This is a genomic window from Mesorhizobium sp. INR15 (assembly GCF_015500075.1).
Taxonomy (GTDB): domain Bacteria; phylum Pseudomonadota; class Alphaproteobacteria; order Rhizobiales; family Rhizobiaceae; genus Mesorhizobium.
In genome coordinates, this window is sequence record NZ_CP045496.1 from 3,327,747 (window position 1) to 3,350,651 (window position 22,905).

Annotated in this window: 18 protein-coding genes; 7 read left to right on the plus strand and 11 right to left on the minus strand. The window is 64.4% G+C overall.

Translation table 11 applies throughout. The features are described 5' to 3' along the window. The first annotated feature begins 97 nt into the window (after positions 1 to 97). Positions 98 to 811 (plus strand): 3-keto-5-aminohexanoate cleavage protein, encoded by a 714-nt coding sequence (locus GA829_RS16250; RefSeq protein ID WP_195179454.1) that lies wholly within the window; start codon positions 98 to 100, stop codon positions 809 to 811. 8 nt (positions 812 to 819) lie between these two features. Here the strand turns inward: GA829_RS16250 and GA829_RS16255 are convergent, their stop codons facing one another. From GA829_RS16255 to GA829_RS16270, 4 genes are all read right to left on the minus strand, one after another. Then, the gene (locus tag GA829_RS16255) at positions 820 to 1,923 is read right to left on the minus strand and encodes a serine hydrolase domain-containing protein (protein ID WP_195179455.1); all 1,104 of its coding nucleotides are present in this window, start codon (positions 1,921 to 1,923) and stop codon (positions 820 to 822) included. Between the two features lie 208 nt (positions 1,924 to 2,131). After that, entirely contained in the window at positions 2,132 to 3,736 is a 1,605-nt protein-coding gene (locus GA829_RS16260) for an ABC transporter substrate-binding protein (RefSeq protein WP_195179456.1), read from the minus strand. Positions 3,737 to 3,788: 52 nt separating this feature from the next. Further along, positions 3,789 to 4,919, minus strand: coding sequence for an NAD(P)/FAD-dependent oxidoreductase (locus GA829_RS16265; protein ID WP_195179457.1), 1,131 nt, complete (start codon positions 4,917 to 4,919; stop codon positions 3,789 to 3,791). A 93-nt stretch (positions 4,920 to 5,012) separates the two neighbouring features. Beyond that, a complete protein-coding gene (locus tag GA829_RS16270) occupies positions 5,013 to 5,906 on the minus strand; it encodes a LysR substrate-binding domain-containing protein (protein ID WP_195179458.1) in 894 nt (297 codons plus the stop codon). A 128-nt stretch (positions 5,907 to 6,034) separates the two neighbouring features. Between GA829_RS16270 and GA829_RS16275 the strand changes: the two genes are divergently transcribed. Further along, positions 6,035 to 6,742 (plus strand): SDR family oxidoreductase, encoded by a 708-nt coding sequence (locus tag GA829_RS16275; protein WP_195173749.1) that lies wholly within the window; start codon positions 6,035 to 6,037, stop codon positions 6,740 to 6,742. A 50-nt stretch (positions 6,743 to 6,792) separates the two neighbouring features. On the opposite strand, the gene GA829_RS16280 is transcribed toward GA829_RS16275, so the two are convergent. Continuing rightward, positions 6,793 to 8,067, minus strand: a complete 1,275-nt coding sequence (locus tag GA829_RS16280) for a cytochrome-c peroxidase (RefSeq protein WP_195173750.1) — start codon at positions 8,065 to 8,067, stop codon at positions 6,793 to 6,795. A 199-nt stretch (positions 8,068 to 8,266) separates the two neighbouring features. Here GA829_RS16280 and GA829_RS16285 point away from each other — a divergent pair, with 199 nt between their 5' ends. Then, entirely contained in the window at positions 8,267 to 9,802 is a 1,536-nt protein-coding gene (locus GA829_RS16285) for an acid phosphatase (protein ID WP_195173751.1), read from the plus strand. A gap of 118 nt (positions 9,803 to 9,920) precedes the next feature. Here GA829_RS16285 and GA829_RS16290 read toward each other — a convergent pair whose 3' ends face one another. Continuing rightward, positions 9,921 to 10,493: a DUF922 domain-containing Zn-dependent protease gene (locus GA829_RS16290; protein WP_195179682.1), complete on the minus strand. Its 573-nt coding sequence runs from the start codon at positions 10,491 to 10,493 to the stop codon at positions 9,921 to 9,923. Positions 10,494 to 10,653: 160 nt separating this feature from the next. Between GA829_RS16290 and GA829_RS16295 the strand changes: the two genes are divergently transcribed. Beyond that, complete coding sequence (locus GA829_RS16295) at positions 10,654 to 11,157, plus strand: hypothetical protein (protein WP_258051615.1); 504 nt, start codon at positions 10,654 to 10,656, stop codon at positions 11,155 to 11,157. Positions 11,158 to 11,406: 249 nt separating this feature from the next. Here the strand turns inward: GA829_RS16295 and pdxR are convergent, their stop codons facing one another. Continuing rightward, complete coding sequence (gene pdxR, locus GA829_RS16300) at positions 11,407 to 12,846, minus strand: MocR-like pyridoxine biosynthesis transcription factor PdxR (RefSeq protein WP_195173752.1); 1,440 nt, start codon at positions 12,844 to 12,846, stop codon at positions 11,407 to 11,409. Positions 12,847 to 12,851: 5 nt separating this feature from the next. Between pdxR and GA829_RS16305 the strand changes: the two genes are divergently transcribed. Further along, the gene (locus GA829_RS16305) at positions 12,852 to 13,604 is read left to right on the plus strand and encodes a pyridoxamine 5'-phosphate oxidase family protein (protein WP_195173753.1); all 753 of its coding nucleotides are present in this window, start codon (positions 12,852 to 12,854) and stop codon (positions 13,602 to 13,604) included. A 106-nt stretch (positions 13,605 to 13,710) separates the two neighbouring features. Here the strand turns inward: GA829_RS16305 and GA829_RS16310 are convergent, their stop codons facing one another. Both GA829_RS16310 and GA829_RS16315 read right to left on the minus strand, forming a co-directional pair. Continuing rightward, positions 13,711 to 14,895: an FAD-dependent oxidoreductase gene (locus tag GA829_RS16310; RefSeq protein WP_195173754.1), complete on the minus strand. Its 1,185-nt coding sequence runs from the start codon at positions 14,893 to 14,895 to the stop codon at positions 13,711 to 13,713. Positions 14,896 to 15,006: 111 nt separating this feature from the next. Continuing rightward, positions 15,007 to 16,518 carry a glucosamine inositolphosphorylceramide transferase family protein gene (locus GA829_RS16315; protein ID WP_195173755.1) on the minus strand — a complete coding sequence of 504 codons (1,512 nt, stop codon included), beginning with the start codon at positions 16,516 to 16,518 and terminating at the stop codon, positions 15,007 to 15,009. 364 nt (positions 16,519 to 16,882) lie between these two features. On the opposite strand from GA829_RS16315, the gene GA829_RS16320 reads away from it, so the two are divergent. Then, the gene (locus GA829_RS16320; protein WP_258051616.1) at positions 16,883 to 18,895 is read left to right on the plus strand and encodes a GumC family protein; all 2,013 of its coding nucleotides are present in this window, start codon (positions 16,883 to 16,885) and stop codon (positions 18,893 to 18,895) included. Next, the gene (locus tag GA829_RS16325; RefSeq protein WP_210337669.1) at positions 18,895 to 20,223 is read left to right on the plus strand and encodes a VpsF family polysaccharide biosynthesis protein; all 1,329 of its coding nucleotides are present in this window, start codon (positions 18,895 to 18,897) and stop codon (positions 20,221 to 20,223) included. The genes GA829_RS16320 and GA829_RS16325 overlap by 1 nt, the downstream gene beginning before the upstream one ends. Here the strand turns inward: GA829_RS16325 and GA829_RS16330 are convergent. Further along, on the minus strand, positions 20,186 to 21,445 hold the full coding sequence (locus GA829_RS16330; protein WP_195173758.1) for a glycoside hydrolase family 5 protein: 1,260 nt from the start codon (positions 21,443 to 21,445) through the stop codon (positions 20,186 to 20,188). The two genes, GA829_RS16325 and GA829_RS16330, sit on opposite strands and share 38 nt — an antisense overlap. Further along, positions 21,442 to 22,611 carry a DUF1972 domain-containing protein gene (locus tag GA829_RS16335; protein WP_195173759.1) on the minus strand — a complete coding sequence of 390 codons (1,170 nt, stop codon included), beginning with the start codon at positions 22,609 to 22,611 and terminating at the stop codon, positions 21,442 to 21,444. The genes GA829_RS16330 and GA829_RS16335 overlap by 4 nt, the downstream gene beginning before the upstream one ends. Between the last annotated feature and the right edge of the window lie 294 nt (positions 22,612 to 22,905).

The following is a 22,905-nucleotide window of genomic DNA, read 5'->3' on the forward strand; positions in this document are numbered from 1 at the left end:
GGGGCGTCACTCCATCCTGTCAGGAGTGACGCTGCCGGCCCTTTGCCGTGCCTTGCCGCGCGGCTAGAGTACAACCTCCCTTGTCCGGGTGAGCTCCATGATTGTCCAGGTTTGCATCAACGGCGCGCGCCCGCGCGAATTCCATCCCCGGCTGCCGCTTGATGCCGAGGCAATGGCCGATGATGCGGCAGCCTGCGTTGCCGCCGGCGCCGCCGAACTGCACATCCATCCGCGCGGCGCCGACGGGCGCGAAAGCCTGGGCGCCGTCGACGCAACGGTGCTGGCGGTGCGGCAAGCCTGCCCCGGCACGCTCGTCGGCGTCTCGACAGGCGCCTGGATCGAGAACGATGCCGAGCGGACCCGGAAGGCGATTGCCGGCTGGCGGGAGCTGCCCGACTACGCCTCGGTCAATCTGTCGGAAGCCGACGCACCTGACGTGATGAACCTGCTGCGGCAGCGCGGCGTCGGCATCGAGGCCGGACTTGCCACAGTCGCCGATGCCGAGCGTTATGTCAGCCTCGCCGGGCACGAGAGCGTGCTGCGCATCCTGATCGAGATCGACATCCAGGACCTGTCCTTAGCGCTGGAGGAAGCGCATGGCATTGCCGCCGTGCTCGCGCGGGCCGGGCTGCGCCGGCCCATCCTCCTGCACGGCGTCGACGCAACCGTGTGGCCGTTCGTTGAGCTTGCGCATCAAAGGCGATGGTCGACGCGGGTAGGCCTGGAGGACGGCAAGACGCTTGCCGATGGGACGACGGCGAAGGACAACGCGGCGATCGTCGCTGCTGCCGTGGCTGTTTTTCGCGGCTGATCCGCGCTTTACCCCGCCAGAATGATCCGGATCGCCTGATCGACGACCGGATGCAGGCCGCTTGCCTGGAAGGACAGCCGGTTGCCGGAGCCGACATTGCTGGTCATGGCGATGGTCAGGCCCGAGAGCGGGTCGTGCAGCATGACCGCGACATAGCCGGGAATGCTGCCCTGATGGCCGTAGAAGGCGCGGTCGGCGTAGGCGCTCTGGAACATGCCCGCGCCCGTTTCGCGCATGCGGGTGCCGGGGAAGCTCGCCGGCACGCGGCCCTCGAACATCTCGGCGAAGAAGGGCGGCGACAGAAGCTTGCCGGAAAACAGCCCGCGCATGAACAGCACCATGTCGGACGGGGTCGACACCATGTCGCCGCAGCCATAGGCGCCACTGAACGGAAACGAGTCCGACGAATCCTGCAACTCGTTCGAATAGGGCAGCACGCCATCCATGCGCCACATCTCGCCGCCCGAAGCGATGTCGGCCGACGCGTTCGCCGGTGGCGGCGGCCGGTGGTAATAGCCACGCACCATGGATTTTTCCGGGAAGGCTTCGGTGGCCGGCGACCAGGTGTTCCTGAGGCCGAGCGGCTGGAGCACGGCGCTCCTGACATAGCCGCCCAGCGATTGGCCGGAGACGGCCTCGATCAGCATGCCGGCCAGCACGTAGCCGGTGTTGTTGTAGACGGCGGCACCGCCTGGCGCTTTCGGACTTTCGGCGGTGAAGGCCAGGTCGACCAGCTGCTGTGGCGTCCAGCGCCGGGTCGGGTCCATCGGGATTGAATATTCGAATTCCGGCAGGCCGCTGCGGTGGTTGACCAGCTGGCGCACCGAGATGCCGGCGGCGCCTGGCAGGTCGGGAAACCAGACGGCGATCGGCGCGCCGAGATCAACCTTGCCGCTCTCGGCGAGTTTAGCCAGAGCGGCGGCGACGAAGGTCTTGGTGCAACTGCCGATCTTGAACAGCCGGTCGGGCAGAACCGCGATGCCGTCCGTGCGGTCGGCCAGCCCGGCGGTGACCGCCATTGGCGCGGCGCCATTCAAGGCATAGGCCAGCGAAGCGCCCACCGCACCATCGGCGAGGTAGGTGTCGAGGAGGGCGGTTAATTCTTGACGCATTGTGGTCTGGCTTTCTTCCTTCTCCCCTTGTGGGAGAAGGTGGATCGGCGCGTAGCGCCGAGACGGTTGAGGGGTGCTGGACGGGGTGCCGATGGTGTCAAGCTGGAACACCCCTCATCCGACCTCGCTGCGCGAGGCCACCTTCTCCCACAGGGGGAGAAGGGGAGTTCTTCGCAATCCGGCTTCACAAGAAAGATGGCGCCGACTTCTACTCAGCGATATCGACGGCGGCGAAATTCTGCCGGCCGAACGGGTCGAGCACGTAGTTCAGCACGCTCTTGCGCATCGGGATCGCCACCATAGAATGGGCGATCGGCGCCACCGGCACCTCGACCTTCAGGATTTCCTGCGCCTTAGCGTAGATCGCGGCGCGCTCTTTGGGATCGGCTGCAACACGGCCGTCGCCGAGCAGCTTTTCGAAATCCTTGTCGCACCAGCGCGAGCGGTTGGAGCCGCCTTTCACGCCGTCACAGGAGAGCAGATAGCTCAGCATGTTGTCGGGATCGCCATTGTCGCTGCTGCCGCCAAGCAGGAAGGCATCCTGTTCGCCCGCTGCCGTGCGCTTGAGATATTCGCCCCATTCGAAGCTGACGATCTCGGCCTTGACGCCGACGGCGGCCCAGTCGGCCTGGATCATCTCGGCCATGCGCTTGGCATTGGGGTTGTAGGGGCGCGACACCGGCATTGCCCACAGGCTGATCGACAGGCCGCTTTCATGGCCTGCCTCCTTCAACAATTTCTTCGCGCCATCGGGATCATAGTCGATGCCGGCGTCTGTGACCGCGCCAAGCTGCGCCGGCGGCACCACGCTGCCGGCTACCGTGCCGGCGCCGGCATAGACCGCGTCGACGATCGCCTTGCGGTCGATGGCCTTGGCCAGCGCCATGCGCACGCGCACGTCCCCGAGCGGCTGGTGTTCGACATTGAAGCCGAGGATGCCGATGTTCTGGCCCTTGAGGTCCAGCACGGTGATATCAGGGTCGGCCTTCAAGTCGGCCACGGCACTTGGCGGCGGCGGCGCGGCGACCTGGCATTCATTGGCCTTGAGGCGCTCGACGCGGGTGGTCGGCTCGGGGGTGACGGCAAACACCAGCGTGTCGATCTTCGGCGCGCCGCGCCAGTAATCCTTGTTGGCGGCGTAGCGGACCTGGCTGTCGGGCACATAGGCCTCGAGCACGAACGGGCCGGTGCCGACCGGCTGGCTGTCGATCAGCTCCGGCGTGCCGGCGGCGACCATCTTCTCGGTCTGCTCCAGGGACAGGATGGAGAGATAGTCGAGCGCGATGCCCGGCAGGAAGGTGACATTGGGCGCCGTCAGCGTGAAGCGCACGGTGTAGTCATCGACCTTGTCTATCTTGTCGATGAGCGTGCCCATGCCCAGTGCGTTGAAGTACTCGTAAGAGCCGCCGCCGAGCTTGTGGTAGGGATTGTTGGCGTCGCGCTGGCGGTTGAATGTGTAGAGCACGTCATCGGCATTGAAATCGCGCGATGGCGTGAAATGCTCGTTCGACTGGAATTTCACGCCATGGCGCAGGTGGAATGTGTAGGTCTTGCCGTCGGGCGAGACATCCCAGCTTTCGGCCAGCGCCGGGCCGACCTCGGTCGTTCCCGGCTTGAACTCGACCAGCCGGTTGAAGATCGTCTTGGCGGCGGCGTCCATGGTGGAGTCGGCAATGCCGATCGCAGGGTTGAAGGTCTCGGGATTGGCTTCCGAGCAGTAGACCAGGGTTTTCGCCCAGGCTTGTCCACTGACAAGGATCGAGGACGCCAGAAGGGACGAGGCAAGCACTGCGCGCAGAACGGTGGGTTTCATCGCAAACGCTCCTGTTGACACGTGACGGGTTGAGGAGAAGGGCAGGCTGAATTCATGACGCTGCCTCGGTGAGGAAGCGGTCGGGAGCGAGTGCCGCCGTGGTGACGCCGAGAGCCGCGAGATCGTGCGGCAGCGTCTCGCCGCGCATCAGCGCCGAACCCAGCCGCGCCAGCGTCAGCGACACCTGGAAACCATAGCCGCCCTGGCCGCCGAGCCAGAAAAAGCCGGGCAGGCGGGGGTCGAAACCAACGACCGGGGTGCGGTCGGGCGAGAAGGTGCGCAGGCCGGCCCAGGGTGTCGACGGGCGGCCGATGCGCATCGACGTCGCCCGCTCGATGCGGTCGACGCCGATGGCGACGTCGATATCCTCGGGATAGGCGTCGCAAGGTTCGGAATCGGCCTCGTCGGCCAGCGAGCCGATCAGCCGGCCGGCATCCGGCTTGAAGTAGAATTGCTCGTGCAGGTCGACCACCAGCGGCCACGTGCCGATGTCGGCGCCGGCGGGCGGATCGAACAGGAAGGCGGTGCGCCGCTTGGGCCTGAAGCCGAGGCCGGAGAGACCCGCGAGCCCCGCTATGACATCAACCCAGGCGCCGGCCGCGTTGACGACGATGTCGGCATGATGCACGCCGGCACTGGTGGTGACGCGAAAGCCGTTTTCCGTTCGGAAAATCTCACGCACTTCTTCGCTGGTGCGGACGGTGCCGCCGCCGGCCTTCAGAGCGGAGGCCGAAGCCTCCAGCATCTTGGCCGCGTCGACATCGAGAGCGCCGGGCTCATGGACGGCGCCGCAAGTGCCTTCGGCAGGAATGACCGGCACCAGCGCGATGACTTCCGCCGCCGACAGCCGGCGCACGCTCGGCACCAATGCCTGCAGTTCTGAGGCCATGCGGTCTATGGCGGCATCGTCATCGGCGCCGCCGAGATGCAGGGCGCCGCGCCGGTGCGCAACGAAGCCGCCGTCGACGATCGCCTGCCGGCTTGCCTGCGACAGCGCCCGGACCAGCGCATTGCCATAGGTCTCGGAAAACAGCGCCGCCGAGCGGCCGCTGGCGTGATAGCCAAGATGCGGCTCGCGCTCAAGCACGGTGACCGAAGCCCAGGATTGAACAGCGGCAGCCAGCGAGAGGCCGGCAATGCCACCGCCGATGACGACGATCTTGGTGGGAGAATTCGACTGCATCGGCCAGTCGTAAAAATGTTTTCGTATACAGTCAATATTTAGCGGATAAGAAAATTGTTAGCATTGCCGCGATCTAGCAATTGCTGGCGGGCGCTACGCCATCGCTCCCGCATCCAGCAGCCATTGCCGCACGGCCTGTGTCGGCTCGGGGTGCCGCTGCTTGCGGGGCACCACGACGTAAAAGTCCTGGGTGCCGCGCATTTCGGCGCGGACTGGCTGGACCAGCCGGCCGGCGGCGAGATCGGCGGCGACGAGAAAGCGGCTGGCCAGCGCTATGCCCTGGCCGGCGAGTGCCGCGTCGATGGCCAGGCTGGTCTGATTGAAGCGCATGCGCTTCAGCTCGGCCGTCATCCTCAGGCCGACCGCCTTCTCCATGAATTCCGGCCACAGATTGTGCGCGTCGTGCAGGAGGACGTGATGCTGGATTTCGCTTGCCGGGATTTCGTTGACGCCCGGAGGCAGCAGGGCCGGGCCGCAGACGGCGATGATCTGCTGCGGAAACAGCAGGTCGACGATCAGGCCGGCGCCGAAGGGCGGGCGGCCTTGCCGCACGGCGATATCGACGCCGTCGGCCTGAAAGCTCGACAGGCTTTCGCTGGCCAGCACCCTGAGGTCGACCAGCGGGTTGTGCGCCATGAAATCCTGCAGCCGCGGGATCAGCCATTTGGTGGCGAAGCTTGGGGTGACGCTGATCGTCAGCCGCGCTGGCTCCGGGCGCAGCAGCAAGGTCGCCTCGGAGATCAGGTCGAAGGCGCGGCGGATGTTGGGCATATAGGCGCGGCCCTGATCGGTCAGCGCCAGGCCGCGCGGCAGCCGCTCGAACAGCTTGGTGCCGAGATCGGCCTCCAGTCCACGGATATGCTGGGCCACCGCGCCCTGGGTGACGTTCAGTTCCTCGGCGGCGACGCGGAAGTTGAGATGGCGCGCGGCGGCTTCGAAGGCGCGCAAGGCGTTCAACGGCGGCAGGCTGAGGAAGGCTTCGGGCATGCAGTAGTTTTTCTACAGGTTGATTTCAGGCTTTCTGGTTCGAACCGCCCGAGAAAACCAGCTATATCATTGCCCGAAGCTTGAAGACACTGCTTGCGCGGTTGCGCCAACCCAAGAAGGAAAACCAGATGAGTGTAGAAAAAGTGGCTGTTGTCACCGCCGGCGGCAGCGGCATGGGTGCGGCCGCGGCCAAGCGTCTGGCCAGCGACGGCTTCAAGGTCGCCATCCTGTCTTCTTCGGGCAAGGGCGAGGCGCTGGCCAAGGAGCTTGGCGGCATTGGCGTCACCGGCTCCAACCAGTCGAATGAGGATCTGCAGCGGCTGGCCGACCTGACGCTCAAGCAGTGGGGCCGCATCGACGTGCTGGTCAACAGCGCCGGTCACGGGCCGCGCGCGCCGATCCTGGAGATCACCGACGAGCAGTGGCACACCGGCATCGACGTCTATCTGATGAACGTCATCCGCCCGACCCGCATCATCGCGCCGCAGATGATCAAGCAGAAGGCCGGCGCCATCATCAACATCTCGACCGCATGGGCCCTCCATCCCACCCCGATGTTCCCGACCTCGGCGGTGGCGCGGGCAGGGCTTGCCGCCTACACCAAGATTTTCTCCGACACCTATGCCGCCGACAATGTTCGCATGAACAATGTCCTGCCCGGCTGGATCGACAGCCTGCCCGCCACCGAGGAGCGCCGCGACAGCGTGCCGATGCAGCGCTACGGCACCTCGGAGGAAGTCGCCGCCACCATCGCCTTCCTCGCTTCGGAAGGCGCCGGCTATATCACCGGCCAGAACATCCGTGTTGACGGCGGTTTGATCCGTTCGGCGATGTGAGGGATCGGTTCCTGCCTTCTCCCACACGGGGAGAAGGCTAGGGCTGGGCCTCAGCGCGCCGGCTTCGCGGCCAATTGATCGGCATCTGTGAGGGTCTGGAGAAAGGCCACGATGTCGTCGATCTCGGGGTCGGTCAGCGCCGGCTTGCCGCCGGGTTTCTTGCCGAACGGCGGGTTCTGGTTAATGTTGGCCCAATAAGCCATTGGCAGGTCATCATTTTGCCGGATCGCGCCGTTGGCGCCCCTGGAGTACCAACGGCCGGGATCGGTGTCGCGCGTCGCGTAGAAGGCGACCGCGTCGCGCAAGGTATGAAAATAGCCGTTGTGGAAGAAGGTCTTCCTGAGCGCGACATTGCGCAGCGTCGGGGTGCGGAACAGGCCGCAATATTCGGCCCGGCGCTTGAGGTCGGTGCGCAGCGGGCCGCATAGGCCGAGATCGAAATAGGCGGGATCGGCATTGGCGGGGACAGCCGGGTTGCGCGGCACGCTGACGCCGAGAAAGCCGAAATCGGTGAATTGCGGCGGCTCGCCGTCATTGGCCGGCTCGCTCAGATGGCAGCTGGCGCAATTGCCCTTGTTTTCATCCTCGAACAGCGCGCGGCCATGCAATTCCTGGGCGGAGAGCGTCGCCTTGCCGGCGAGGAAAGCGTCATAGCGGCTGGAGTAGGGGTAGAAGTCGGCGGCGCTCTGCTCGAACGTGCCGAGCGCCTCCACGGCGGCGGCGAAGGCGTCGTCCGGCCGGTCGAACACGGCGTAGCCGAACACCGCCCTGAAATCGCCGGAGTAGGGCGCCTTGCGCAAGGCGGCAGCAACCTCGCCAGCATCCTTGTTGGCCATTTCGAACGGCGACAGCAGCGGAATCCTCGCCTGATCCTGCCCACGGTCGGCGCGCCCGTCCCAGGTCAGGCCGCCGGTCGGCCCGTTGTCGACGCTTTCGTCGCCCTCATCATCGGAATCGTGGAAATGCTCGGTGAAGGCCGGCACCGCCTGGAGGTAGCGAAGCGAAGGCACTGCGCGCAGGCCGGGCTGGTCGCCATGCGGTCCGCCAAGCTCGACGGGTGCCGCCGATGCCGGACCAAAGGCGTGACGCGGATCATGGCACGATGAGCAGGATTGCTGGCCGGAGGCCGACAGCGACGGGTCGAAGAACAGCTCGCGGCCGAGCGCGGTGAGAGCGGCGGCCCTGGTGTAAGCGTCGGCACGCGACATCGGGCCAGGATGGACGCTGTCCAAGCCCGCCGTTTTCGCGGGCACGGCCGCCGCGAGGCCAGATGCCGATGCCACGGCGATCGCGATCGCCCGGCTTTTCCATCGTCTCGCTGTCATGCGGTTCGCCCGGTTTTCGCTTCGGCAGTAAGAACGCACTGCAACGGATTGATGACCGGCCCGCCCGCTCACGCAACCGTGTTCGCCTGCAAGGCAATTGTCACAAAGGTGACAAGGCATGGACGTTAGCTGCATTGATGGCTCGTCGCCCCCGCGCCATCATCGCCCTCCAGCCACAGTCAAGCCACGAGGTCTTCCCATGACGAGGCTCAAGCTCCTCACATCCTTCTGCCTGGCCGGTTCGGCCCTGGCCCCTTTCTCCACGGCGGTCGCGGCACCCCCCGGCTATGACAAGATCGAGACGGTCGTCGTCATCTACGCCGAGAACCGCAGCTTCGATAATCTCTATGGCGGCTTCCCCGGCGCCAACGGCGTGTCGAACCTGACGGCAGACCAGACGCGCCAGCTGGACCGCGACGGCCAGCCGCTTGCCGAATTGCCGCCCGCCTGGGGCGGCCTGACCGCCAAGGGCGTGACGCCGCCGGTGACCGAGGCGCAGTCGGCGCATCTCGCCAATGCGAGCTTTGCCATCGACGATCCCAAAGGTTTCAACGAGAAGACCAACGTCATCACGCGCGATCTCTGGCATCGCTTTTACCAGGAGCAGATGCAGATCGACGGCGGCAAGAACGACAAGTTCGTCGCCTGGGCCGATTCCGGCGGCCTTGTCATGGGCCACTATGATGGTTCCGGCCTGCCGATGTGGGCGGTGGCGCAAAAATATGTGCTGGCCGACAATTTCTTCCAGGGTGCCTTCGGCGGCTCCTTCCTCAACCATTTCCAGCTCGCCTGCGCCTGCGTGCCAGTCTATCCAAACGCCGACAACAGCCCGGTAAAGGGCCAGATCGCTGTCGTGGAAGCCGATGGCACGACGCTGAAAGTGGCCGACACCTCACCGGCTTCCGCGCTTGTCGGGGCGCCGAAATTCGTCAATGACGGCGCCATCACCCCCGACTTCCACGCCGTGAACACCATGCAACCGCCCTATCAGCCGAGCAACAACAAGCCGGCCGAAGGTGGCGACAAGGCGTTTGCCGATCCGTCGGTGGCGAGCACGCTGCCACCGCAGCATGACGTGACCATCGGCGACCTGTTGTCGTTGAAGAGCATCGGCTGGGCCTGGTACGCAGGCGCCTGGCAGGCGGCACTCGACGGCAAGAACGCGACACCGGTGCCGAACTTCCAGTTCCACCACCAGCCCTACAATTACTTCGCCGCCTATGCGCCGGGCACGGCTGCCCGCGCCGAGCACCTGCGGGACGGCGGCCTCGACGGCGCTGCCTTCATCGGCGATATCGACAGCGGCAAGCTGCCGGCGGTGAGCTTCTACAAGCCGCAAGGCAATCTCAACGAACATGGCGGCTATGCCGATGTCGCGAGCGGCGACCAGCACCTCGCCGACATCGTTTCGCATCTGGAGAAAAGCCCGCAATGGGGCCACATGCTGGTCGTCGTCACCTATGACGAAAACGGCGGCTTCTGGGATCATGCCGCGCCGCCCAAGGCGGATCGCTGGGGCCCGGGCAACCGCATCCCGGCCTTCATCATCTCGCCTTATGCGAAGATGGGGACAGTCGATCACACGCAATATGACACGGCGTCGATCCTGCGCTTCATCACGGCGCGCTACGACCTGCCGGTTCTCTCCGGCATCGTCGCCCGCGACAAGGCCCTGCGCGACAACAGCCAGCCGCCGATGGGCGATCTCTCAGCCGCGCTCGATCTCGGCCGGTAGGGGATAGATTATTTTGCCGCCGTGTCGCCATGGCGCGGCGGCAATCGTCCTGTATGTCCCAGAAGCCGTTGCGCACCTTCGGTCGGAACGCTGATGGCCTGCTTCCCGGCGGCAGGGATCAGGGGCCGGTCGCTAGCGCGAAAACCAATTTCTGCAGATTGCCGCCCGGGCCGAATTCGACGCGATCGAAATCGCGGCTCGCCTGCACGCGTGCCTTGGAAATAGCGTCCAGGCGCTTGACCACCTCGTCCCTTATCTTGCTGCATTTGGGATCGTCGGGGACGGTCAGGCCGATCGTCGCCACCTCGATGTCATGGGCCATCTGGATCATGCTGGCGCCATGCACCTTCTCGTGGGCGCTGACGCCGGCGATGAAAATCTCCCAGTTCTTCTGAACCGCCGGCGGCAGCGGCGTGGAAGGACTGGGCAAGGTGTAGGTGATGGTGAGCTTCGGCCGCGCCGATGCGAGCACGCAGTCCTTGCCCTTGGGCTTGTAATCCCTGACCCAGGTCAGTTTGAAATTGGTATATGCGATGGTGCGCGTTTTGGCGCCGCGGATCAGCGGCCCATTCTCGCCAATCGATTGGTAGAGCTGCGGCCCGGACTGGCCTGAAATCGCATAGGTTTCGACCTTCTCGACCGGCTTCCACGCGGCGTGGGCAACGACCGGCGCGGCCACGAGGGCGGCCATCAGCGAAAACAATCGGACATATGCACGCAACGCTACTCTCCGCGACCGGCCATCAAAGCCCAAACACCACTGCCGCGACAGGTAATGCCACCAGGCTGTTTGTTCTATATGCTCCAGACAGATACGACCGCAAATATCTCGATGTCCTAGGGGGGAAGTCATGGGAATCAACTGGGTTAAGTCAGGCGTTGCCGGTGCCGTCCTGGCACTGCAGGCGGTGCAACCGGTGTTGGCGGCGCCCTGCGGCGGCTGGAGCGCGAAGATGGAGGAAGACGAGGGCGGCAGCGTGCTGACGGCCTCGGTCTGCGGCGGGCCGAAAGCCGATGCGCACCTGATGCTGGTCTGTTTCGACACGCCGGTGCTGAGCTACGACCTCGGCGCCAACGGCCAGGAGCCGGAACCCGGCATCAGCGCGTCGTTTGAATTCAAGGCCGGCGGCAAAAGCGTGAAGAAGACGCTCCAGCTCGAAGCCATGTACAATTATTTCACGCTGACGCTGACCCGCGCCGATCCGCTGCTCGACCTGTTCCGGTCGAAGGGCGAGGTGACCGTCAGCGCGGACAAATATGGTGCGAACAGCTTTGCGCTGACCGGCTCGAGCGCGGCAATAGGCAAGGTGCTGGCGCAGTGCGGCAACGCGAAGGCCGGCGACGACGGCGATTGAGGTGCTGCGCCACGCGGATATCCACGCTGGCGCCGCCCCTCATTGCCCTGCCGGGCATTTCTCCCCGTATAGGGACGGGGAGAAAGGTCGCCATCATCAGCGGTTTCGCCAATCATCAATGTTTGGGAGAAGAGGGCCAAGGCCTGTGGCAAGTCTCTTCTCCCCGTCACTATACGGGGAGAAGGTGGCGGCAGCCGGATGAGGGGCAGCGCGAAAGATGTCCTCGACCAGCGGCACAGAGCCGGCCCGCTACCGCATCACCCCACCCAGCCTTACGGTCGCCGCCAGCAGTTCCTCGTCCGAAAAACCCGAGAAACCCAGCACTAGGCCTTGGCGCGGCGAGCCGCTGATGAACATGGCGGACAAAGCGCGGGCGCCGACGCCGGCGGCCTTGGCTGCCTCGACGATCTCCGTGTCCGGTCCAGCACCTTTCAGCGCCGCCACCAGGTGCAGGCCCTGTTCTGGCACCGTCACGTCAAGGCTCTCGCAATGCGCCTTCAGGCCGGCGACGAGCACGTCGCGCGAGGCCTGCACGCGGCGGCGCACGCGCCGCAGATGCGCGGCGAAATGCCCTTCGTTCAAGAGATCGGTCAATGCGCCCTCGGCCAATGTCGAGGGATAGCGATCGGAGCGCATCCTGACCGCTAGGACGGCATCGAGCAAGGCTTCCGGTACCACGGCGTAGCCGATACGCAAGCCGGGGAACAGCACTTTGGAAAACGTGCCGAGATAGGCGACGCGGCCTGAACCATCCATGCCTTGCAGCGAGGTCAGCGGCGGCCCGGCATAGCGGAACTCGCTGTCGTAATCGTCCTCGATGATCCAGGCATTGTTGCGCCGGGCCCAGTCGAGCAGCGCGAGGCGGCGGCGCATCGTCATCGTCACGCCAAGCGGATATTGATGCGAGGGCGTGACATAGGCCGCGCGGGCTCCCGGGCATAGAGCTTCGCCGATTTCGGGATCGAGCCCTTCGCCGTCGACGGGCACGCCGAAAACCCTGGCGCCACTGCCGGCGAGCGCGGCATGCGCCATGGGATAGCAGGGATTTTCGAGCCAAACGGCGTCGCCAGGGCGAATGGCGGCACGCATCAGAACGTCCAGCCCTTGCTGCGTGCCGGAGGTCAGCACGATCTGGCCGGCATCGCAGCGCACGCCGCGCGCGGTCCTGAGATAGGTGGCGATCGCCGTGCGCAAAGCGATGCCCCCACGCGGATCGCCGTAGCGGAAATGCTCCGGCCCGGGGCGGGCGAGATGGCGCGACAACAGGATGCGGAAGATGTTCAGCGTGCGCGGATCGGACACCGCGACGCCAATGCCGCAAGGCAGCGACGGAACGACACCGATTTCCGGCGGATGTTCGCTCAGCCGCGCCGCGGGCAGACGCGGCACGTCAGCCGCGACGAAGGTTCCGGCGCCGACTTTCGCAGTGGCAAACCCTTCCGAGATCAGCATTTCGAAACAGGCGACCGCCGCCGAGCGTGACAGGCCAAAACGCCGGGCGAGATCGCGCGTGGTTGGCAATTTGGCGCCGGCAGCCAGCGCGCCGGTCTCGATCAGCCGCCGCAGGGCCGCGTAGAGCTCGCGGCTGCGCGGGCCTTCGCCCGGCAGCACCGGGATCAGCGCCGACCAATCCGGCTGATTGGTCTGAATTTTCTTAATTGGATTGGTTCTTTTGTCGACCAATGTCATGGCGCATGGTTGGCAGACACGAGACAAGGATGCAAGCCGTGAACGACACCACCGCCAGCTTTCCAACCAGCAAGCGCAACCGGCTGAAGCGCCGTCACGACCGTGGCAGCTATGACCATGAGGCGGTGTTCGCGGTGCTCGATGCCGGGTTGTTGTGCCACGTCGCCTACACTTTCGACGGTCAGCCCTATTGCACGCCGACCATCCATTGGCGCGAGGACGGGATGCTGTACTGGCACGGCTCGTCGGCCAGCCGCATGCTGCGCCAACTGCGTGGCGGCACGCCGGCCTGCCTGACGGTGTCGCATCTCGACGGGCTGGTGCTGGCGCGCTCGGGCTTCAACCATTCCGCCAATTACCGCTCGGCCATGTGTTTCGGCATGGCGCGGATCATCGACGAACCGGAAGAGAAGCTGAAGGCGCTGGCCGGCGTCGTCGACCGCTTCTATCCCGGCCGCACCCAGACGTTGCGGGCGATCTCGGCACAGGAAGCCAAGGCGACGACGGTGATCGGCATGCGGATCGAAGAGGCGTCGGCGAAAGTGCGCGCGAAGGGCGTCGCCGACGACGAGGAAGACTATGGGCATCCAGTATGGGCCGGTGTCATCCCGGTGCGCATGGTGGTCGGCGCGGCCGAACCATGTCCGAGGCTTTTGCCTGGTATTGTCCAGCCGGAGAATCTGGCTGGTTATGCCGAGGGAGCAAGGCTCGATCAGGCGCTGACGCAGGCGCAACTGGCGTATGAGGGCGGGCAGTAGCCGTCGCCACAGGTGAAGGCGCGAGCCAAGGGCGTCATCGCGTTGAGGCTGCAAGTGGTTTCAAGCGCCTCACCGTCGCCGGGCATTGGTCAACCCGGCAGGCCGTTCAGGCCATGCCCGGCGCGCGCCGCTGTCCCAAATGCCGCATCTTGCGGCCGATGATCATCAGCTGGCGCGCGGAATTGTTGCGCAGGCGGCGTATGCGCCATTCCAGCCCGGTCCCGGTCGCGATCGATTTGGCGTAGATGCTGAAGTGCATGGCGCTGGCGTCGGCGGCCACCTTGACCGGGTCATCGTAGAAGGTGCCGATCTTGTCGGCGCCCATGCCGGGCGTGGCCAGCCAGGCGGGGATGTAGGTCGAGCACAGGCGGTCAACATCCGTAGCCGCCCGGAGGATCCCGTCACCTTGCGCCGGGCATGTCGTGGAGAAAGCGTCGCCGATGAAGACCACGCCGTCACGGCGGTGACCGGTGGTGGTCGTCAGGCTGACTTGCCTGACCTCGACCGGGCTAGCCACGGCGAAGTTGCCGCATTGCGGGGCGATCTCGGGCATCAATTGCAGCAGCATTCGTTGCGGATCAGCGCGGAACGCCTGCGCCCAGGGATCGGCAACGGTCCGGTAGACAAACATGTTTGCCCGCATGCGATTGCCGATCCGGAAAACACTAAGGTAGGCAATGCGCTGCCCGAAGCGCCCGGGATAGAAGGTGAGCGACCGAGAGCCGAATTCCTGTGGCGAGATCCCAAGGTCGAATCCGATCGCAAGCGAATGCGCCTTCGAATGCTCGACGCGCTCCACGCCGATAGCGCGCCGCACTGCCTCGCTGTAGCCCGTGGCCACCACCAGCAAGCGGGCATCGATGACGGTGCCATTGTTGAGCACAAGTCGCTGCCGGTCCGGCCCGGTCGAGACTTCCGAGACCTTACCCACCGTCAGTGGCACTTCCGGCGGCAGGGCCTCGCGCAGGCCGTTTATCAGCGGGCCGTAGGAGAATGAGAATTCAGAGACCTGCTTGCGCTGGAAGAACTGCCCGAGGCGGAATATCTGGATCTCGGTCGTCGACGTTACAAGGGACTTGATGACGGGACCGAGGCCCATCTTCTCGAACAGTTGCATCGACTCCAGGCGGGTTTTCTCGGCCCGGAACTCGTCGTGATGGACGCGGTGCGGATCGATAAGGGCGACCTTGTGCCCCGCCTTGCCCAGCACGGTTGCCATGATGGTGCCGGCCAGTCCCGCACCGACAATCGCCACGTCAACTTCGGCTTGGCCAGCCTCAGCGATGGTCATTCCGCTACCCTTTCCGCTGGTTAACTTGTCACCGCTATCCATGGTAGAGATATCATCCAGAGCTAATTCAACCTCAAGCAACCAAGGCGCGCAACCGGTAGTAACCGATGTTTAGGTTAATGCCCGGCCTCGTTGTTTCCAGCGCGGCGAGATTGCCGAACCGTCAATGAACTCAAGCCCGCCCGCCTCGTTGAGCGTGTGCAGCTTGCGCCCATTCCATAGCGCACCTGGGGTTAAAATCGTCTCGACGACTTGCTCCATGCCGTTCAAATCAAGGTGAGTGACACGTGCGATGCCAAGGGCCGCGCCATAGCTCTTGCGGCAGTCCTGCACCGGACGCAGCAATTGGCCGCCGCGCTCGACCATGCGGCCCGCGGGCCGGGCGGAGGCGATGTCGACCAGCACGGGATTGTTTGGAAGCGGTGTCCAGGGTCCGCGGAAGTCCGGCGCCGACCAGATGTGAAGCGCATCGGAGAACGCGCCGCCGCCATCGCGGACGGTCGCGAATATCCACCAGCGTCCGCCGTGCTCGACAAGGGTGGCATCGCTGGCGATGACACCGGACAGAAGCGTGGCTTCCTTGACCCACCCGCCGGGAAAGGCGGTGGCCCGGTAGAGATCGACCGTGCCGTTGGCGCAGCTTTCCGGAACCATCCAGACCTCGCCGTCGCGCTCGAAAACGAAAGGATAGGAAAGGTGGTAGGGCAGGTCGAGCACCGGCACCGGCTGCCCGAGCGGCCCGGAAGGGCCGAAGGGGACGGCGGAGATGATGGCCTTGCCGAGCCGGTGAATATAGTCCTCGACGAAGAGGGTTACTTGCCCCTTGTAAAGGATCGGAAACGGATCGGCGTAAAAGCGGCTGCCGTCGTCCGGCAGCACCTGCCATCCCGAGGCCGGATGGGCGCGCAGGTCGAAAAGGTCACGTCCCCCGGTTTCGCGCCAGCCGACCTTCCAGTGCGGAGCATTGTAGCAGAGGTGATAGATCTTCTGGACGATCCGCCGCGCCAGAGCCTTGGCACCCCTGACGCCAAGTTTTGCCGCCGATGGCATCGCAGGGAGGGCGTTGCCTTGCAACGGCTCGGGCAGTACCGGCAGGGCGGAACCCTTGGCGGCGCCTGTCATCGCCGCGACGATCAGGGTCGCGGTGCGCGCCAGCATGTCCTGGAAGGACGCCAGGGCAATGCCGCCATATTCCGTTCCCAGCCGCCCGGCGGCAATCGCGATGTCGCCTTCTTCGATACGGGCAACCGGTGTCTGGCCATCGAGGATCAGGGCCAGCAAGGCCGCTTCGCCGCTGGCGCCGCCATAAGTGACGCGCCAGACGCGGGTTCCTTCAAGCGCGACGTCGCCGCAGAGATCGAGGACAAGGTCGGCTGGAGCCGGCGGCGTTGTCTTGTAGGCAGCGAGCGCTGAAAGCGGCATGCGCTTCGCCAGCCCGGTCCGGGACAGGCCATGTATGGCCGTCTCAAGCTGAAACAGCGCCTCGGCGTTGCCTGGAATACCGCCGTCGGCCGGCTTGGCGTCGACGGAGACCGTTACGTTATCGAGTGCGGTCAGCCGTTGCAGCAGCATCAGGTGGAAGGCACGGACGCATGCGCTGTCCAGGCGCAGGCTTACGCGCATGTCGAACCCCTGACGTCGCGAAACGCAGCACCGCGGCGTCCAGGATCTGGACCGCGGATGTGGCTGACGGAGTCAGCGCGATCGCCGTGTTGCCCCATTTTTGTCCGTCTCCTGCTCAACTGTGTCGCGCGGCGATCCTGTATCCCTAACTAAGCAAACTTCGTGCCAAAAATCAGATGAGTTGTTAACATAATTAACAATGTTTTAACAGTTGGAGGAATAGCTAGGTTAGCGCCGCAATTTGATCTTGCCGGCATATGGAGTATTGTCGGAGGCAGCTATGCTATCATCTCTGCCCATGGTTCCTCAGCAATACTCTCCGGAAACGGGATCGGCGGGATCATATGCACCTTCGACTGTCGAATTGGGCGACCTGAAACGCATCCTGGTGCGCCGCCGCCTGTGGATCATCGGCACGGCGGTGCTGTTCATGATGGGGGCCTTGCTCTACGGCCTTCTCACGCCCCCGCTGTACAGCTCGGTGGCGGAAATCATCATCGATCCGCAAGACCTGCAGGTGGTCTCCAACGACGTCAATCCGAGCCGGATTTCGCCCGATGGCGGGATCACGCAGGTGGAAAGCCAGGTCAGTGTCATCCAGTCGTCCGGCGTGCTGCTGCGCGCAATGGCGGCGACCAAGCTGACCGAGGATCCGGAATTCAACGGGCAGGGCCTGCTGTCACGTTTGTTCGGCTCGGGTTCGGCCGAAAGCGACAACACCGTGAAAACGCTCGACGCGCTGCGCAGCCGTCTGGCGGTGAAGCGAGCCGACAAGGTTCTGGTCATCGATGTGATCATCACGGCCAAGAACGCCGACAAGGCCGCGAAGATCGCCAACGCGATCGCGCAAGCCTATCTGGTCGATCAGGCGAGCGCGCGCGCGCAAAGCGCGACGGATGCCTCGAAGTCGATCACCGCCCGTCTCGAGGAACAGCGAAAGCGCGTTCAGCAGGCGGAGAACGCCGTCGAGGCCTATAAGTCAGCCAACAAGATGGTGATGGCGGCCGGCAATCTGGTCAGCGACCAGGAACTGACCCAACTCAATACCGAGCTTTCGGCGGCGCAGAGCCGCACCGCGACGCTGAAAGCACAGGTCGACCAGTTGCGCAGGCAAGGCGGCGCGCCGGATGCGACCTCGGAAGCAATGCGCTCGTCGGTGATTTCAAACTTGCGGACGCAGGAAGCAACGCTGGTCGACCAGGTCTCGCAGCTCGGCACCGAACTCGGACCGCGCCATCCCTCGATGATCGCTGCCCAGCAGCAGCTGCGCGACACACGCCAGCTCATCGCGCGTGAACTCGGCCGCATCGTGACCGCCGCCGAGACCGACTATGAGCGGGCGCTGGCCAACGAGCAGGCGGTGGCCGCGAAAGTCGCCGGCCTCAAGAGCAAATCGCTCGACACCGACCAGGCTTCCGTGCGGCTGCGCGAATTGCAGCGCGATCTCGAAGCGATCCGTTCCGTCTATGCGAATTATCTGCAGCGCGCCCAGGAAACGCGCGAACAGATCACGGTCGACAGCACCAACGCGCGGATCATCTCGGAGGCGATGCCGGCCCTGAAGAAGAGCTGGCCGCCGCTTGGGCTGCTGTTGTTCGGCGCCATGTTCGGCGGATTGGGACTGGGCACGGGCCTGGCGCTGATCGCAGAATATCTGTCACCGACGGTCCTCTCGGGCGGCCAGATGCAGGCCGCGATCGAGGCGCCGGTGCTCGGCATCCTGCCGGCAGGGGCGAAAGCAAGGCGGGGCTGGTGGCCTTTTTCCAGGAAGTCGGCCCCGATCAATCAGAAAACCGACGCTGTCATAGGGCTGGCGCTGCGGCGCATGTTCAGTTCCGGCAGGCGCCCGGCGGATTGGCCGCTGGTGCCGAGCATCCTGGTGACATCAGCGCCGGAAGACGGCGCGCAGCGCAACCGGATCGCGCGTCTGTTCGCCAACGCCGCCGCCGCCCGAGGCAGCCGTGTCCTGTTTATCGATACAAATGCCGGCAATGGCCAGAAGGAACCGCGGCCGGGGATACTCGACGTGCTGCGCGGCGAGTACGCATTCGAAGCCGTCAGCCACTATACGGCAGGCAGCAATGTCGCGGTGCTGGGCAGCGGGCGGCCAAAGGCGGTTTTCCAGGAGGCGCATGGCGTGCATTTCGCGCAGCATATGCTGGCGCAAGCGGCAAGGAGCTTTGAGCTCGTCGTCGTCGATGGCGGTGCGCTGGTCGAAAACCTGAATGCCTCGCCGCTTGTCGCAGTGGTGGACGAGATCGTGCTCGTTGCCAGGCTGAACGCAACCCAGATGGGTGACGTCGTGGCGGCATCGCAAGCCATTTCCGTCATGGGGCGGGTGCCGACAGGCGCCTTGCTGGTCGACGAGACGATGTGATGTCGAGCTGGAGCGGAGCTGCTTCGGGTTACGGTGCCGCCGCGCCGCGTTCGCGCAATTCCATTGATCTGGTGACGCGGCTGGGGCTGGTCGTCACGGTGGTGGTGTTGTTCAGCATATCGGGCGGCATGCTCTGGCTCGTCGGCTACAATTACGACGGCCTGTTCGGCAGTCCGGCGACAAAGATACACCCCTCCACCTATCTCATCGTTCTGCTTTTTGCGTGGCGCTCCTGCACCTTCGGCAATCCGGTCGGCTATTGCGTCAGCGTCGCCGACAAACGGCCGGCAACGGCGCTGATGGCGGTCATTTCCATCGTGCTGTTGTTTGTCGTTATCCTCAGGCAGCGCCCCGGCATGGCCGGCATGATCGATACGTTCGTGGCGGCGGCGCTGTTCGTGCTGATGCTCAGCGAAGGAGACGAAAAGACTTTTACGCGGCTGCAGACCGCGATCCACGCGGTCATGACGGCGAATGCGCTGCTTGGCCTTTTCGAGTTCGCCACCAAGACGCTGCTTTTCCCCTATCGTCTCGACGGTGTGGCGTTTGTCACGGATCTGCGCTCCAGCGCGCTGCAGGGGCATCCGCTTTCCAATGCCACTTTGACGTCGGTCTACGTCCTTGCCCTGCTGAGCGGCTCAAGGTCGCTTTCGGCGCCCATGCGTCTTGGATTGATCGGCTTGCAATGCGCGGCTCTTGTCGCCTTTGGTGGCCGCTCCGCCATGGTGGTGACGATCGTGCTGGGCGGCTGCTATCTGCTTTTTCATGGCTTGCGCACCTTGCGCAAGGGACGCATCAGCCTGCTTGGCGCGGCGCTGGCATTCATGCTTGCCGCGCTGCTGCCTGTCGCCCTTGTGGTTGCGGCGTCGCTGGGCTTCTTCGACGCGCTTGCCGAGCGCTTTGTTTCGGATGGCGGCAGCGCCAATGCTCGCGTCGAGATGTTCGAGATCTTCAAGTATCTGGAACTGCGCGACGTGATTGTCGGCCCAAGCGTCGATTTCGTCAGCAGCTTGCGGCGGATCAACGGTCTTGAACAAGGTATCGAGAACCCGATCATCAGCATGACCGTCTACCACGGCGCCGCTTTTACCCTTCTGATGCTGTTCGGCTTCGGCCTGTTTATGTATGAGGTGGCCCGCCGTTGCCACCCCGGCGTCTGGCTGCCGATGATGGGCTGGCTCATGCTGCTCAACACCTCGGAAAGCCTTGCCTCCAAGAGCACGATCCTGAGCAAATTCGTGGTGTTGTGCCTGGTTCTCTATCGTCCGGCGCGAACCTTGTTCACGCCCGTCAGTCGGCCGGCATCGTCAGGCCAAGCGCCTCGATGATCGGCGGATCGAAGGCACGCGTTGCACTTTCCATCATGCCCATGCCGTCGAAAAGGTTCCAGAATGCCCAGGGGAAACCGAGGTCCTCGGCGGCCTGACGGACATCCCTGATATAGCGGGCACGGTCCGGGTTTGGTGCGGCCACATAGTTGGTGTCGGTGCGCAGCGCGCCGAATTCGCCCATCACGATCCGCTCCGGCGCGATGCCATGCGCATCACCCCATGCGCGGACCTGGCGCAGGTATTTGTCGACAAACCAGCGGTCCGGCTGGGCGTCGAAATAGACCTTCAGCACGCGCTCGGTTTCGGCATAGGCGGCTTGCTTGGCTTCCTTTGAGGTTTCGGTGTCCTCAGCCATGCGCGTCCTGACCGACGCAAGCGTCTGTTCGAGCGAACCGGCGGAGGCCGGCCATGGCACGTTGTTGAGCGAGCGGTAGACAGGCTCGCGCATCCATGGCGCGCCCTGATGGCTGAACAGGTAAGGTTCGTAGAAGTGGAAGGTGAACAGGATCGGCTCGAACGGCGTCAGCGGCGCCGGGTCAAGCTCGATCATCCCCTGCACCATGCTGCCGCAGCCGCCGGTGACGAGCAGCGGCAAGGTTGGCGCCGCCACCCGCGCCGCCGTCAGAAGTTCAAGCTGGATGTTCGACCAGACGTCGGAGGCGCAGTCCTGCGGCGGCTCGTTGATCGGCTCAAGCGCCACAAGGTTGGCCCGGAATGGCTCCAGCCGGCCGGCGAACTCGCCGATCAGCGCCCGATACTGGCCGAAGACGGGCGCATCGACACTGGAATACATGCGGTCGGGGTTCCAGTAGTGGGTGGCGCCGTTGCCTTGCACGTTGACGATGACGCCGAGGCCGGCGTCGATGGCGGCGGTGACAGCCGCGACCACGCTGTCCAGCAACAAGCCGCGCCTGTTGGCGTCGGCCGCAAGGAAAGGGCCGGGATCGACAGGCAGGCGGATGAAATCCAGGCCGGTTTCGCGCAATCGGCGCAAGTCCGCCGGTGTTGGAACCGGCCGTTCCGGCTGGAACGGCGGCCAGTCATAGTCGGTGCGTGGGGCGGGGAATTCTCGCGTCAGCGAGAACCAGGGCCAGGCGTTGACACCACGTTGAAAGCGTCGTTCGCCCAGAGCGGCCAATGACGCGGCTGAACCGGAACCGAGTATGGCCGCGGTGGAAAGCGCGGTCTTCAGAATCCGCCGCCGCGACCAGCCTGTCATGCTGTGCCGGGCGACGTGTCGTCGATCGCCATGGCTTCTGTGTTTGTCACACCGAGCAGCCGATATGCTTCTTTCTCGTATGCAAGCAGCACATCATCCCAGCGGAAGGCTTCCTGGGCGCGGGCCCTTGCCGCTTGGCCGCATGTCCTGACCAGTTCGTCGTCATCAATGGCCTGCTGCATCCGGTCGCTGCAACTGTCGGTATCCGTGAAATAGATCGCGGCCGCACCGGCAACCCATCGATTGTAGGGATTGTCGTGCGCGATCACCATGTTCCCGGCGGCCAGCGCCTCGACCAGGGACGGGTTGGTTCCGCCGACCGTGTGGCCATGCAGATAGGCGCGGGCATGATACCTCAGCGCCTTTACCGTCGGCTGGTCGTAAATGGCGCCGGGAAGAACGACCGTTTCGTTGGCCGCCTTGCGAATGGCGACGTGATAGGGGTTTTCGTCGAGCAGCGTGCCAAGGACGACCAGTTTCACGTCGCGCTTGGCACGGCAAAAAGCCTCGACGATCGGCAGGATGTTGTTGTCCGGTTCGATGCGCGCGATCGAGACCAAGTACTTTCCAGGCTCCAGCCCAAGCGCCCGGACCGGCGCCTCCGGTGCCGAGGTGACCGGATCGCCGCCATAGGGGATGGTGGCGATTGCCTTGCGCGGCCGGCGCGTCGACAAATGGTCGGCAATGCGGGGGTGATCGGCGACGAGGCGATGCGAGGTCCAGGCCGCGATCCATTCGTTGAGCCAGAACCAGGTGCGCGCGGCTATCCCCCATTTGGGGCGCCGCCACTCGATGCCGTCCATATTGGTGATGATCTTGCGTTGCATCAGCCTGAGCCAGATCAGGAAGAGCGCGCCATTGTAGCCAAGCACAAGGCAAACGGCCGACCGCCTGGCCGCGTCGCGGACACATTGCCAATCGAATTCCAGCGTTGCGCGCGGGCCCTTCGAGGCAACCTGGATATGGATGAGCTCGATGCCACGCCAGGTTTCGCTGCGCACCCTCTGGTCGACCCGCTCGACCTCTTCCTGGCAATAGACGCCAACCTTCCAGCCACGTCCGGCAAGGAACAACGCCAGTTTTTCGGCGAAGGTCTCGAAGCCGCCATGGGACGCAGGGATGCCGCGTGTTCCCAGGATCAGGATAGAAGGCGTTTTGGGCATCATGGCCGGCGAGCTTTCAGGTGTTCAGTGTCCAATCAGTGCTTGCAGCATCATCCACGCCACTTCGCAACTTCCGTGCCAGCTTCATCGTATTGAGGCCTGGTGGGCATGATCTTCGCTTCAGGTTGTGAAAAAACAGTGTTAAAACCGTTGGTTGTTTCACTGTCGGTCAACTTTCGGGGCGTATCTGTCTCGAAACGGGCCATACTCTCAACGAACATGCAAGCTTCTTCCTCTTGGCTCCCACAGCTTGATGCACGCGGGTGTACACTGGTGTAGGGAATAAATCGGCATTCG